Genomic DNA, 13161 nt, shown 5'->3' with positions numbered 1-13161 from the left:
GCAAATCCATCATGAGTATTCGCGTCCACTTTTTACCCGATGATATAACAGTTGATGCCCAGGTTGGAGAACCTTTGCTCAACGTAGCAGACCGTGCTGGTGTATTTATTCCCACTGGGTGTTTAATGGGTTCATGTCACGCTTGCACCGTCGAGTACTCTGACGGGAAAATAGTGCGCGCGTGCATATCATCTGTACCACCCGGACGCGAAGAACTAACAATTAATCTATTCAGTGACCCCACCTGGTAAGCTTGTAGTAAAAACCGTACTAAGGACTTCAGTCCTTCTCTTCCTTCGCATCAAGCGCATACTGTTTAAACCGTTGTAAATCGGAATTCAGGGTAGATTCCACAACCTTTCCCAAAAACAAATTATCCATAATTTTCCCGATAATGCCAGGAATTGCGTATGCAACGGTCATTTTCACAATACTACTGGTTTTACGGTCATAAAATCGAATGGCGCCGCGATTTGGTAGTCCATCAATAGATTGCCATTCAATAATTTGACTAGGTATTTTCTTGAGAATACGCGAACGCCAAGTAAACTCCAACCCGTTTGAGTTAAGTTTCCACAGCGATATACCTGGGTCATCTTCAAGAACTTTTACAGAATCAATCCATTTCATCCAACGTGGCATCTGTTCTAAATCTGACCATAGACCCCATACTAGATTCATTGGAGCCTCAACTTCTACCTGTACGGTATGCTCTAACCAGTCTGGCATTATATTTTAATGGGGTGAAAGGGTAAAGGGCAATCTTAAGTCGGTGCGTGACGCTACCAGATTAATAGCTTCGCAGTTAAATTATTAGTAGCGTCACGCACCCTACGTTTTAACTGTTTCTAATATTGCTTTAGCGGCTTGTCTTCCCGATAGTGTGGCGCCCTCCATACTATCAATATAGTCCTGCTGCGTATAACTTCCGGCTAAAAAGAAGTTAACGATTGGTGTTTTTTGGTTGGGACGATACACATCCATTCCCGGCGCCTCACGATAAAGTGATTGTGCTAGTTTAACGACATTAGACCAGGTTAGTTTTAATTCCCGTGATGAGGGAAATAATTTATGAATTTGGTTTAGGGAGTGTTCGACTATTTCTTCATTACTTTTTTTAATAAAAGGGTCACCCGGTGTTAGTACTAATTGTACTAACGAGCCTTCCCCTTCACGATAAAAACTAGCAGGACTAGTCAAAGCTAAATCAGCGAAACAAGAAAAGTCAACGTCGGCGGAATACAATAAATTATCTATTCCTGCTGCATGTTCGAGTGAAGCACGTGCGCTTGAGTCTTGAAGTTCTGTAACCCAACCATCAAATCGTAACTGTACCGTGGCTACAGGTACAGCATCAAGTTTATAGATGTGATCAAATTGATCCCATTTACGCCAATCAGAAGGTATTAATCGCTTAATTCCTGGCACATCACACGCTGCAACGTAAGCGTCAGCCTTAATAATCTCTTCGCTATCACCGTTTGCAACTACAATATCGGTTACTCGCGTTTGCCCTTCGACTTCTGTATAATTAATATTTCTAACTTGTCGGCGAGTGTAAACTTTTGCACCTCTTGCTTCAAGATATTCAAGTATCGGCTTGTGCATATAATCGTAAGGAGAACCCTTAAGCATTCTCAGCTTCGAGGCTTCTGTACGAACCGCAAATAGCTGAAAAATTGTTAGCATACAACGCGCGGAAATATTTTCAGTATCAATAAATCCTAGTGCTAAAGCGATTGGATCCCACAGCTTTCGTAAACTGTTGTTATTTCCACCATGACTGCGGAACCAGTCGGCAAAACTGATTTTGTCCAAGTCACGAATCGTTCGCATTGCTCCATCAAAGTCTATCAGTCCCTGCACAACCGGACTTGTACCCAATGCCATCGCATTTCGGAATTTATCGTAAACCGAAAGTTGAGACGTAGTGAAAAATGCTTTTAACCCATTAAAGGGGGCGCCACTGAAGAAGCGGAAGTCAAGCGCACCAACACGTCCACCTTCATTAATAAAGGTATGGGTATGTTGCTTGGCTAAAAAATTATCCAAAGCACCGACTTTTTGCATCAACTCGAACAGTTGATAGTAGCAGCCAAAAAAGACGTGCAAACCCATCTCAATGTGGTTGCCACCATTATCGACCCAACTGCCGACTTTTCCGCCCAAAAACGGGCGCGATTCAAAAATTTGGACTTCACAGCCCGCATCAGCCAAATCTACAGCGGTTGCCAGTCCAGCTAAACCGGCACCTACGATTGCAACGCGCATTCCGTACTTCCTTTTCCAGTTATCTTTACAAATTTTAACTGGCTTAGTGTCCGAAATTGCAATTTATCCTCATGAGTTCTTTAATTTTAGAGTTGAAAGTTTGTATGAAGTCAATGTGTATGTGAAATGTGTGGAGGAGCAGCATTAACTTTTATGAATCATTTATGGATTACATATACTTCCCAAAAGAATCAAATATGAACGTGTTAATTTATTGGCTATTATCGATTCGTGCCACCATTACTGGCAGCTTCCTCGTTAATTGGCAAGCCTCGAATCAGTTCCCGGATGACATCGGTTGCAGGTCTACCAGTTTGCTGACAGTACACCTCAAGTCTTTCTGCCTCCTGTGCCGCTAAATTAACAGTTATGCGTTTGACAGCCCATTTCTTATTAGTCATCGTTATGCTTCTTGTTTTGCTGAATTCAGTTGTAAGTTGCAATTAAGTGAAAGATTATGAATATATCATATTCCAGCTATACTTTGATATCTTTTAGTTTCTAAATCAATAATTTCATTAATAAAATATATTTGGGTTGGGTTTGTAGGATATGTATCATCTTCTAATAAACTATAAAACTTGTAATTCATAGTCGTTCATTGTGCCAGGAAAAATATTGCACACTGAATACTACTCCATGAAAAACTATCGACAGGATAAAACCATCCTGCTTAAGTAAAACTTTAAATAAAATTTTATAAATTAACTTGATATTGTTACTGTCAAGCAAATAACGAATTGACAAAATTATCATCAAACTCATCCGTTCTGTGACGCAAACCCATCTCTCCAAATACTTCTGGAGAAAACATTTGCCACAAAACCTGACAGTACGGCATCAGCGTATTTACTTGTTGGGGCTTTAAGCGTTCACGTAGTTCTTGACCTAGTAAATGTAGCATTTGTCGTATCAATTCCCACTGCACGTTGAATCTTGGATACAACATTACACATAGAAGAAATAATTCTTGTTGAATTGCTGCCACACTTCCTTCTAAGGTCGATAACCACAAGTAGACTTGAAACATTTCGATATCACGTATACTAGAAATCTTTATCGCTGAATCACTCAAAAGACCTGATGAACAGCGGTAATTAGGATAAATTTCAATTATCCTTTCTGATATTTTTTTGGCGATTTCAGTGCTTACTGGTAATAAACTTTGCACTACTAACATTTCTTGAGAATCATATTCGTGTTGTGCCGCCGCTTCATATACTCGTTGGAGTGGCATGTATAAATGGTCATCGATAACTTTAAAGTAAGCACTCAGTATCGAACGCTCTAATGGCGATAAACTTTCTAGCAGCATTTCGCTTGTGTAATGAAACTGCATACTCACAAAGCCAATCACGCGCGGGTCATTTTTTGTGTATTTCTTTCGTATTGCCCCAACATTAAAACCAATTACTTTTGCTAACTGACTTGGCGCCACCTGTTCAGTGTAGATATTTAAAGCTTTTTGAGATATGGGTTCACCAGTGCGCGTCAACCGCATCACCGTGGATAATTGCCGCAGAGGCGCCTGTTGAGTGTAGACTTCCAAAGTTTTTTGGTAAATCTTGAAAGATTCTCCACTTATCTCCCACGGGTCAATAAGTAGTGGGTCAATCTTATGGCATTTGGCTTCATGAGCCAATAACATCTCAACTCGATTCCAAGCTTGATGGCTAATCGTGCGTAACGATTTCATGAGCGAACGCGCGGTTTGCTTGCGTCCCTCTTGAGAGATAACATGATTCAGACTTTGTGTAAGCTCGTCCGATTGCTCGTGCAAACCGTGATCCAGATTTTGTAAATATTTTTTTGCCCACTGCAGCGCTAAAGATGAAGTCGCACCTCGTGAAGTGTAACCTAACCTTTGCTCATCAAATCCTTCCAATCTTTTTTTCATTATTACCCTGGTTTGTCTAGATATTGCCAGCTAAAAATAATCCATAACCTGACTATTTAATTGTATATCTCGTCTCTTATTCACTGATATTCTTTAAGTAATCTTGATTTTTTACGCATCCAATTTGAATGTTTTACTTCATGAAATATTTGTAAAGAATATCGCAGATTTATTAAATTTTTAGTCACTTCTCTTGACAGTGTACATCATATGTATATGTAGTTTAATCACACAGTTATTACAGTTACACATACACGCTACCAAAGCCTTGTACCTCAAGTCATTAGTCTGTGTTTTATTTTATAGAAATTTTGTAGACATATACTTATTTTTAAAGATATAATGATAATCGTTTGATAACTGTTACTAAACTGGCTTTTTTGTCACAAATAAACTAATCAGGACTCTCATGTAATAAACTATACCTGACAAAAATGATTAGCAAAAGATAAAAATGCTACAGTACAAAGTGTATGAAAGCAAATTGCTAATTAAAATTTTGCATAGAGTAAAGCTAAATGTATAAAAGTTTATTGGATAAATTCTAAGTAGATTTTGTCAGGAAAGTAAAACATAGGTATAAATTGACTTAAAAGCTGTCTGGGAAAATATCTGGGCTAAACATTTCCCATAAAATTTCAAAGTAGGGTTTAAAGAAATTTTTTTGTTCCTCTCCTAATCTGGCGCTTATTTCTTGGCGTAGCAGATGAATCATGGTTCGTACTAATTCCCACTGGACTTTAAGTGAAGGGTAAAGCATTACACATAGTGGAAATAACTCGTGTTGAATTGAACCAATACTATCTTCAAGAACGCACACCCATAGATACACTTGAAACATTTCGACATCACGAATGCTGGCAATTTTGACAAATGGGTCACAAAGGTATCCGCTATGTGTATGGTATCTGGGGTAAATTAGGATAATTCGTTCACATATCGACTTTGCAATATCAGTGCTAATTGGTAATAGTTGTTGCACTACCCTTAAAACAGGCGAATTTAACTCATGTTTGGCGGATGCTTCATATGCTCTCTGTAAAGGCATATAAAGAAAATCGTCAATTACTTTAAAATAACTGCTAACTCGTTGTCGTTCTGAGTCAGGAATTTGTTTGAGAAGGACTTGACCTGTATAATGTACCTGCATTGATACAAATCCAATCACTCGCGCGTCAGTAACTGTATATTGTGCGCGTAGTTGTCCCAAATGGCCGCCCAAGGTTCGAGCTAGGTGTTCCGGTGGTGATTTTTGAGAGTATGCTTCGATAGCTTTATTGTATAAAACAAAGGAGTCTTGAGAAATTCGCCACGGATCAATAAGCGCGCGGTCAATTTCATGGCGATGAACTTCTCGACCAATTAACTTTTCAGTCTGCTGCCAAGCATCAATACTTGCTTGACGTAACGAATCGTACAACTTCTTAACAATTATATCTTCCGTATTTTCATTTTTATGTAAGTTGTCTATTGTATCTAAGCATTGGACATATTTTTTTGCCCACATCTTAGCTATATGCGTTACTGGCGAACTTCCTGGCTTGCTCTCCCACTGCGAGCCAGAAACTGAGGCTGTATTAAACATAGCTGAATTTAAAAGTTACACGACCGTATCATATAGTAATATATTTTACTGTTTATACAGATTACATCAGTGATATTTCTGAATCTGTAGAGACCGAATTAATTCAGTCTCTACTCAAACTGAAGTTCAGGCATAAGCTGTAAAGTGCCAATCCCCAATTCTTGGGGTGAGATTGATACGGCTTCAAATAAAGCCATCATGTCACGGAGTTGCGGATTACCACGACTGGCGCCAGTGAGTCCTTTAGCAATAATTAAGCCGCAGTAACCTTTAGTATTTTTGCAGCGCTGGTTCCATTTCCTACGAGCTTCAACGTGGGTAGGGTCATCGTCTTCAAATTCACCAAATAGAAATAGCTCACGGTTGTTAGTTTGAAGTAAACCAAGGTCGTATCTTTCAGTACCTAAAGGGTCTGCACCTGGGTTAAAACAAATCGCTCTAAGTCCGCCAGCTTCTTCGATACTCTCAATTACAGCTTTAGCTTTAGGGCGCGATGTTTGAACCAAAATAACTGGTAACCCGTCACCAATGGGTTTTATATCACCAGCTTTTTGATACTTTACACCTTTCTGTAAATAATCAAGCATTTCCCACGAGACGACTCCTAAACTTAAAAACGAGTCGTCAGGTATCAAATCATCGCGCAGTGAACGAAACATCGGTGTGCCATACATACTTTCTTCGTCCTCGGAATCCAAACTAGCCATTTCTTCTAATTCGGCTGCTAATTCCGGCATAGTGGCAACATTAACGCTGACAGACTTTGTATCTTCTGATTCTAGTAGTGGAATTCGGTAGGCACGACTTACATTTGGAAAATTATCCGCGCTTAGTTGGCGCCGATGGTCGCGAACAAACCGAAACAAGCTTTCAAGAGCGACATAAACAACTAGCGCTTCTTCGTCATATAGTACCGAACGTAGTCCCTCTAAAGGATGAATGTTACCGAAAGTCGGGCTAATTTCTGATAGCGGCAATTCGGCAAGGTCTTCATACTCTTCCTCATCTAAACCTTCAAGCTTGGAGCTACGCTCAAAGGTGAGAAACAAACAATCTTGCTTGAGAAAAGCTTCTTCTAAATCTTCGGTATCCTCATCTCTTAAAACAGCAGCACGAAAGCGCTTGAGTGATTCGCTTGACCTATATAGTAAAATTCCATACTCCATACCTAACATCCCCATTACTGAGGCATATAAAGTATCAATATCCCATTGATTAATTTCTATAGATATAATTTGCTGTTCTTGTAAAAATTCCCACGCACAAGCTTCCCACATTGCATATGCTTTTTCGTGCAATAATTCAGCGTATTGCGGTGGCAAATCTGGGATTTGGTTTTCAATCAGTTCGGCAAACCCACGAAATAGCTCGTCGATCAACGGAAGTTCAGGTGTGTAATCAATCGCAATATCAAGGTCTTGTAAAACACCACGTAAATAAAATTGTATCTCGCGGTCGCGAACAACAATTCGCTGTGGACGTGATGGTTTAGCGGGACTGTGAGGGTTTTCCATCGCACGCATTAATGTCCGCACAATTGCCTCTGGTCCAGCGTCATACCCAACTACGTCCATACCCCGAACAATACCTTGTGAACCATCTACCCAAAGGATACATTCGCCTTTATCGTCCTCGGACTGCTGGTGTGATGACAACGGACGACGATCGCCCTCCCATATAGAAGGAATTTGGGGTAATTTCCTCAGCCGACGACTGGTAGAGCGATTAAAACTTGTCATATACAACCGTGAATCAAAACAAGCGATTTGTGATTTTTTAATTTTTGGCCAGAATTTTTAGTGGCGAGATAACCATGCTGGATTTTATTAAACACAGTGAGTCTCTCAATTCTAGAATAAAAACATAACGAACGCGGTATTGAGAACGTATTTACAATTTGGCTATTTGACCCCCCTCTCTCGCTACAATATAAACAAAAACTATTGTTGAATCCTTTTGGGAAGCTCTGGTGGTGCCCACCTACTTAGGCTTTCCGCACGTTTGAGCCACAAAAACCTTTACCTTAAATTTTCAGGAGTTTAATTATCATATGACACAAGCTACCCAATCCCAACAAAGAGGAATTCAAATGAGCGAAGCTGCATTGCGACAAGTAAAAGCTTTGCGTGACAAGCAAGGTGAGGACTTGTGCCTAAGAGTAGGAGTACGTCAAGGCGGCTGCTCAGGAATGTCCTATATGATGGAGTTTGAGGATTCGAGTAAAATTACTCCCCATGATGACGTATTTGACTATGACGGCTTCAAGATTGTCTGCGACCGTAAGAGTTTATTATATCTTTATGGCTTGATGCTTGATTACAGCGATGCCATGATTGGTGGCGGTTTTCAGTTCACCAATCCAAACGCCGCTCAAACCTGTGGTTGCGGTAAATCGTTTGGTGTGTAATATTGTCTTTTGTCAGTTCGATGACTATTAACTAATAACCATTAGCTACCGACCACTGACTGTCTTGCTCTCGAGTGTTCGACCATTTTATATGACTCAAACCGTAGAATCACTATTCGATTCAGGATTAGAACGTTATAAAGCCGGAGAAAGTGCTGCGACCTTAATTCCTGTTTTTAAAGATATATGTGACCGTTCTCCCAAAAGCAGCGCTGCATGGACTTGTTTATCTTGGCTTTATCTTCTTGATGAAATGCCAAAAGAAGCACACAAAGCGGCTCAAAAAGCTGTAAAAATTAATCCGCAAGACCCCCAAGCTAGGGTTAACTTGGCTGTCGCTATGTTAGAAACCGGGCAAAAAGGACTTCGGCAGCATGTTGAGTTCGCACGGCAGTTAATTTTTGTTAACGAAGAATGGCGCTCAGAGCTTGAAGAAAGTATCAAAGATGGTCTTGAGCGAAAACCAGATTGGCAAAGTTTAACAAAAGTTAGTAATTGGCTATTTGAATAATTTGCGGGGAATGGCAGGGAGTTGAGATGCTCGTTGCCCTCTACCCCTTTTTTATCATCAAAATTTTATGAAAGACAAATTCTTAAACTTGTTAAATACAATACTTGTGGCAGATGTATTTTTAGTCTTCTTCGGTTTTGCTTGGTTTGCGGTAGCGGTCGTTGGTAACGCAACTGGAGTTCCACTTGGTCTTGATTTGTGGCATCAGCTATGGCAACCAGTATTTAACCCTGCTATTGGTATTCTGATGGGTGGCGCCATTCTTAGTGGAATTATAAGTTGGGTTTCCAAGAAAATAACCTCGTAGTAAGCACGAAGAGTGCTTATATTTAAGGACTAAAGTCCTTACTACGAGTATAAACACACTAACAAGCTCTACTTCAGTATTTCTACTAAAGCTGACTCTAAATTTTGATATTGGTAATTAAAACCAGATGATAAAGTGCGTTTAGGTATCACCTGTTGTCCTTCTAGAACCACTATCGCAGCATCACCTAATAATGCTTCGAGAGCAAAAGACGGTACAGGTAGCCATGAAGGGCGCCCCATCACTTTTCCCATTGTCTCGCAAAATTGTCCCATCCGAACTGGATTAGGTGATGTAGCATTGTATACGCCTTCCATCTCAGATTTTGTTAAGGCTTGGATGATTAAATTCACCACATCATCAAGGTGAATCCATGAAAACCATTGCTTTCCGCTACCGAGGGGACCACCAGCAAATAACTTAAATGGTGTAATCATTTTACCCAAGGCACCGCCATTACCCAAAACAATACCTAAGCGCACAATAACCAGTCTAATACCTACAGTTTTGACTAGTTGCGCTTCAAGTTCCCACGCTTGACAAACTTCTGCCAAAAAATCACTGCCTTGTGAGCTAGTTTCATCAAAGCTAGCTGTTTCGTCAGTTCCGTAAAAACCAATTGCGGAAGCATTGACTAGTACATTTGGCTTAGGATTAGCATTAGTAATTGCCTCAACAATTTTTGCAGTACCCAACTTACGACTATCAAGAATTTCTTGCTTGCGCGCGGGAGTCCAACGTCCTTCTGCAATTGGTTCACCAGCCAAATTTACCACACCATCACACCCAGACAAAGCATTTTGCCACTCTCCTGACGTAGTGAGCGTGGCCGTAACAACCTCCACATTTGGAAATGCGCTATGAGGAAAAACTTTTTGAGCATGAGCAGCGTTGCGAGTAAGTACCACTACTTGATTATTATCTTTGGTAAGCCGTTCAACCAAACGACTACCGACAAACCCTGTTGCTCCAGTAATAGCGATTTTCATAATTCCAACTCCTAATTCCTAACTCTCTCAACACTCAGCACTCAGTACTAAAAAAAATACTTGCTTTAACTATGCTTAGTTATTATAGGATGGACGGAGTGTTGCGAGGTTTGGGGCTATTATGGCTCGCTATACATGTTCATTTGTTCTTTCTGTTTCGATAGACCATCTTCATCCCACACTTGTAGACCTTCTACAAGCTACGGGTTTGAATGTGCAATATTACAATGCTGATTACATTATGGCGCGCGAATTTCCCGGAAGTGTTCCATTCTCAAAACTAGTTACAGTGGAAGTACTTATCGATAAGACTACTGCCACTGCAACTGAAACTCGTATGAATTTAGTAACGAAAAATGAAGAGCTACCACTTCAACTCGATAATCACTGCCGACAAGTGTTCGAGTATATTAAGCAGGAAATAGAAACTAGTCGGCACTGGAGTCTAATCGAAAGCATCGCTGGGTAAACTAGTGGAGTGGTTTGCTGAAAAAAGGTGTGTAGTTAGATAGATGGCACTAGTATTTCATATCATAAGTTTTGATAAGTAGCCGATGGTTAGATTCCCGACTTATTAAAGAAGTCGGGAATCTAACACAAAGTAATCTAATCATCCATATCGTCGGTCATGCCAGGATTAATTAGAGTGATGTCGTATTCACTAGCATCAGTTTGACCTGTTCGCATCGAATCTTTAAGCAGGTAATATATTGCTCGCACTTGCGGTCCGAAAACTACTTCGTCTTCGTTTTTCAAGTCGTGAGCTGGTAGCTTACGACCATTAATCACCAACCCATTCGCACTAGGTTTGCCTTTGCTATCTCCATCGACAATTCGATAGTAATAGCTTTGACTATTATTGTCGCGCGGTAATCTCACTAGTACAGCGTGACGACGGGAGACAAACTGCGAGTTTAAACAAATATCGCAGTCTCGATCCCTGCCAATTGAATATACCGGACGCTCAAGCGTGACTTCCTTACGTCCTTGGTCATCTTCGATAATTAATAGATGGCTTTCACTTGTTTCTGCTGCCATTGACAAATCGTTACCAAAATCGGTTGAACTTTGATTACTAAAGATTGATTGAGTATTATTTACTGACATGCTCTATATTTACATTTATGGTACAAATTAGTACAAATAATCTTTTACTTAGTTTACCCATAATTCAAAGATGAGCGATACGTGCTGACCTCAGAAGTTTTGACTGATTGGTGTGCTGTACTAAAAACAAAGTAGTACACATTATTTGTAAATATCGAACATCAACCTAGTTTAACCTTGTATCAGTTAAACTAGGTACTACACATTGTAATTTTATTTGTTACAGACGTTTAACTGCGGGGTAATCGTCGTAATAAAAGAGAGTTAGTAACGACACTGACAGAACTAAAAGCCATTAAAGCAGCAGCACCAGCCGGGTTTAGAAGAAAACCGAGCTTGGGAAATAAAATACCCGCAGCAAGTGGTATCCCTATCGTATTATACGCAAAAGCCCAAAATAAATTTTGGCGAATTTTGTTAAATGTTGCACGACTTAATTTGATTGATTCTACAACATCTGTTAAACAATCGCGCATTAGTACAATTGATGCGGTTTCCATTGCTACCTCTGTTCCTGAATAAAGCGCAATTCCAACATCTGCCTGCGATAATGCTGGTGCGTCATTTATTCCATCACCAACCATTGCAACTCGGTCTTTTTGCTGTAGCGTTTGGATTGACTCGGCTTTTTTTGCTGGTGGTACTCCTGCAATTACGTCGGTTGTGTCTATACCGAGTTGACTGGCTATATAGCTCACAACTTCTATACGGTCTCCACTCAAAATCATTACCCGCAAACCCATTTCACGAAGTTGTTCGACAGTTGTCTTTGCTAGTGGTCTTAGGATATCAGCAACTGCGATTAGAGCAGCTAGTTTACCGTCGTATCCCAAATACACTACTGTTTTCCCAGCACTAGCTAACACGCGCGCTTGATCAATAGCAGTTTCTTCAACCGTAATACCCTGCCAACTGAGCCATTCATAATTACCGAGAAACACCATCTTATCTTCAACTAATGCTGAAACTCCAAGACCTGCTTCAGTATGAAAATCTTTAGCGTTAGGTATAGTTACCTGTTCTGATTGTGCGGCAGTTTGAATTGCAGTGGCAAGGGGGTGACAAGTCCCGCTTTCAACTGCTGCTGCTAGCTGTAAAACCTCAACTTTTGTTAATTCACAGAAAACAATGCAGTCAGATACTACAGGTTTACCGCTGGTTAGTGTTCCTGTTTTATCAAAAACTATAGTGTTTAAGCTGTGAACTTTCTCTAATACATCTCCTCCCTTAATCAATAAACCACGTTCGGCGCCCATTGCTGTACCAACAAGAATGGCTGTTGGGGTCGCAAGTCCCAATGCACAAGGACAAGCAACTACCATAACGGCAATCGCGAGTTTTAAACTAAATAATAAAGGAGAGTGATGAGTGATGAGTGTAGAGACGCGATTAATCGCGTCTCTACTAGGGGTGAGGGGTGAGTGGTGAGACATTGCCATTGTTACGGGGGCAATATCTGTCCAAATATGGGCGCCTATAAAATACCAAAATAGAAAAGTTAATAGCGCAGCAATTAAGACAAAATAAGTAAAATAACCAGCAACGGTATCAGCAAGTTTCTGTATAGGAGCTTTGCGAGTTTGTGCGGCTTCTACAAGGGCAATTATTTGGGCTATCGTCGTATCGGAACCAGTACGAGTAGCGCACATTATAATCGCACCTGATTGATTGAGTGTAGCTGATGTTACCTTATCTCCAGCCTGCTTCATGACAGGCATCGCTTCTCCGGTTAACATCGATTCATTAACGGTAGTTTGTCCTTGTACCACTTCACCATCTACTGGTATTTTCTCTCCCGGTAAAACCTGTAACCATTCTCCAATTCGTACCTGCTCTGCCGGAATTTCCACTACACTATTCGTAGCAATAGAGGTAGACAAATCAGAATCATTATTACTTTTAGGCTTTCCTACTAGACGTGCGACTTGTGGCTGTAGTTCGAGTAAATTTTTGAAAGCAGCAGCAGCTCGACCGCGCGCTCGTTGCTCTAAAGTCCTTCCTAATAAAATAAACCCCAGCATCATAACTGGTTCGTCAAAAAAGCATTCCCATCCCCAGAGCGGAAACAGCAACGCTACCAAACTCGC

At 40.5% G+C, this 13161-nt stretch carries 14 protein-coding genes; 5 read left to right on the top strand and 9 right to left on the bottom strand.

Annotated features, from left to right (window positions below):
* Positions 1 to 11: 11 nt before the first annotated feature.
* A complete protein-coding gene (locus AC2JBO_RS13495; RefSeq protein ID WP_496954171.1) occupies positions 12 to 251 on the top strand; it encodes a 2Fe-2S iron-sulfur cluster-binding protein in 240 nt (79 codons plus the stop codon).
* A gap of 28 nt (positions 252 to 279) precedes the next feature.
* Here AC2JBO_RS13495 and AC2JBO_RS13490 read toward each other — a convergent pair whose 3' ends face one another.
* The 6 genes from AC2JBO_RS13490 to AC2JBO_RS13465 form a co-directional block, all read right to left on the bottom strand.
* Positions 280 to 729, bottom strand: coding sequence for an SRPBCC family protein (locus AC2JBO_RS13490; RefSeq protein WP_496954170.1), 450 nt, complete (start codon positions 727 to 729; stop codon positions 280 to 282).
* Positions 730 to 831: 102 nt separating this feature from the next.
* A complete protein-coding gene (gene zds / locus AC2JBO_RS13485) occupies positions 832 to 2271 on the bottom strand; it encodes a 9,9'-di-cis-zeta-carotene desaturase (RefSeq protein ID WP_496954169.1) in 1440 nt (479 codons plus the stop codon).
* Positions 2272 to 2492: 221 nt separating this feature from the next.
* On the bottom strand, positions 2493 to 2672 hold the full coding sequence (locus tag AC2JBO_RS13480) for a CopG family transcriptional regulator (protein ID WP_496954168.1): 180 nt from the start codon (positions 2670 to 2672) through the stop codon (positions 2493 to 2495).
* A 323-nt stretch (positions 2673 to 2995) separates the two neighbouring features.
* Positions 2996 to 4168 carry a hypothetical protein gene (locus tag AC2JBO_RS13475; RefSeq protein WP_496954167.1) on the bottom strand — a complete coding sequence of 391 codons (1173 nt, stop codon included), beginning with the start codon at positions 4166 to 4168 and terminating at the stop codon, positions 2996 to 2998.
* A gap of 589 nt (positions 4169 to 4757) precedes the next feature.
* Positions 4758 to 5753, bottom strand: coding sequence for a hypothetical protein (locus AC2JBO_RS13470; RefSeq protein ID WP_496954166.1), 996 nt, complete (start codon positions 5751 to 5753; stop codon positions 4758 to 4760).
* Between the two features lie 110 nt (positions 5754 to 5863).
* A complete protein-coding gene (locus AC2JBO_RS13465) occupies positions 5864 to 7492 on the bottom strand; it encodes a DUF6930 domain-containing protein (protein WP_496954165.1) in 1629 nt (542 codons plus the stop codon).
* Positions 7493 to 7803: 311 nt separating this feature from the next.
* Here AC2JBO_RS13465 and AC2JBO_RS13460 point away from each other — a divergent pair, with 311 nt between their 5' ends.
* From AC2JBO_RS13460 to AC2JBO_RS13450, 3 genes are all read left to right on the top strand, one after another.
* Positions 7804 to 8160, top strand: a complete 357-nt coding sequence (locus AC2JBO_RS13460; RefSeq protein ID WP_496954164.1) for an iron-sulfur cluster assembly accessory protein — start codon at positions 7804 to 7806, stop codon at positions 8158 to 8160.
* A 91-nt stretch (positions 8161 to 8251) separates the two neighbouring features.
* Complete coding sequence (locus AC2JBO_RS13455) at positions 8252 to 8671, top strand: tetratricopeptide repeat protein (protein ID WP_496954163.1); 420 nt, start codon at positions 8252 to 8254, stop codon at positions 8669 to 8671.
* Between the two features lie 67 nt (positions 8672 to 8738).
* Positions 8739 to 8978, top strand: coding sequence for a DUF8620 family protein (locus AC2JBO_RS13450; protein ID WP_496954162.1), 240 nt, complete (start codon positions 8739 to 8741; stop codon positions 8976 to 8978).
* Positions 8979 to 9046: 68 nt separating this feature from the next.
* Here AC2JBO_RS13450 and thyD read toward each other — a convergent pair whose 3' ends face one another.
* Positions 9047 to 9967, bottom strand: a complete 921-nt coding sequence (gene thyD, locus AC2JBO_RS13445; RefSeq protein ID WP_496954161.1) for a thylakoid membrane protein ThyD — start codon at positions 9965 to 9967, stop codon at positions 9047 to 9049.
* A 121-nt stretch (positions 9968 to 10088) separates the two neighbouring features.
* Here thyD and AC2JBO_RS13440 point away from each other — a divergent pair, with 121 nt between their 5' ends.
* Positions 10089 to 10436: a hypothetical protein gene (locus AC2JBO_RS13440; RefSeq protein WP_496954160.1), complete on the top strand. Its 348-nt coding sequence runs from the start codon at positions 10089 to 10091 to the stop codon at positions 10434 to 10436.
* 137 nt (positions 10437 to 10573) lie between these two features.
* Here the strand turns inward: AC2JBO_RS13440 and AC2JBO_RS13435 are convergent, their stop codons facing one another.
* Complete coding sequence (locus AC2JBO_RS13435) at positions 10574 to 11074, bottom strand: FHA domain-containing protein (RefSeq protein WP_496954159.1); 501 nt, start codon at positions 11072 to 11074, stop codon at positions 10574 to 10576.
* Between the two features lie 230 nt (positions 11075 to 11304).
* Positions 11305 to 13161, bottom strand: a 1857-nt coding sequence (locus AC2JBO_RS13430; protein WP_496954158.1) for a copper-translocating P-type ATPase, incomplete at its 5' end; no start/stop codon positions are given.

The sequence above is a fragment of the Calothrix sp. CBUCES-K 9914 genome, from assembly GCF_059640475.1.
This window is presented reverse-complemented; position numbering and strand designations above follow the sequence as displayed.

What these genes read in the sequence shown, in the direction of transcription:
- AC2JBO_RS13440 (WP_496954160.1), top strand. Translation starts at nt 10,089, where the DNA reads ATGGCTCGCTATACATGTTCATTTGTTCTTTCTGTTTCGATAGACCAT.
- AC2JBO_RS13480 (WP_496954168.1), bottom strand. Translation starts at nt 2,672, where the DNA reads ATGACTAATAAGAAATGGGCTGTCAAACGCATAACTGTTAATTTAGCG.
- AC2JBO_RS13455 (WP_496954163.1), top strand. Translation starts at nt 8,252, where the DNA reads ATGACTCAAACCGTAGAATCACTATTCGATTCAGGATTAGAACGTTAT.
- zds (WP_496954169.1), bottom strand. Translation starts at nt 2,271, where the DNA reads ATGCGCGTTGCAATCGTAGGTGCCGGTTTAGCTGGACTGGCAACCGCT.
- AC2JBO_RS13475 (WP_496954167.1), bottom strand. Translation starts at nt 4,168, where the DNA reads ATGAAAAAAAGATTGGAAGGATTTGATGAGCAAAGGTTAGGTTACACT.
- AC2JBO_RS13495 (WP_496954171.1), top strand. Translation starts at nt 12, where the DNA reads ATGAGTATTCGCGTCCACTTTTTACCCGATGATATAACAGTTGATGCC.
- AC2JBO_RS13465 (WP_496954165.1), bottom strand. Translation starts at nt 7,492, where the DNA reads ATGACAAGTTTTAATCGCTCTACCAGTCGTCGGCTGAGGAAATTACCC.
- AC2JBO_RS13490 (WP_496954170.1), bottom strand. Translation starts at nt 729, where the DNA reads ATGCCAGACTGGTTAGAGCATACCGTACAGGTAGAAGTTGAGGCTCCA.
- thyD (WP_496954161.1), bottom strand. Translation starts at nt 9,967, where the DNA reads ATGAAAATCGCTATTACTGGAGCAACAGGGTTTGTCGGTAGTCGTTTG.
- AC2JBO_RS13435 (WP_496954159.1), bottom strand. Translation starts at nt 11,074, where the DNA reads ATGTCAGTAAATAATACTCAATCAATCTTTAGTAATCAAAGTTCAACC.
- AC2JBO_RS13450 (WP_496954162.1), top strand. Translation starts at nt 8,739, where the DNA reads ATGAAAGACAAATTCTTAAACTTGTTAAATACAATACTTGTGGCAGAT.
- AC2JBO_RS13470 (WP_496954166.1), bottom strand. Translation starts at nt 5,753, where the DNA reads ATGTTTAATACAGCCTCAGTTTCTGGCTCGCAGTGGGAGAGCAAGCCA.
- AC2JBO_RS13460 (WP_496954164.1), top strand. Translation starts at nt 7,804, where the DNA reads ATGACACAAGCTACCCAATCCCAACAAAGAGGAATTCAAATGAGCGAA.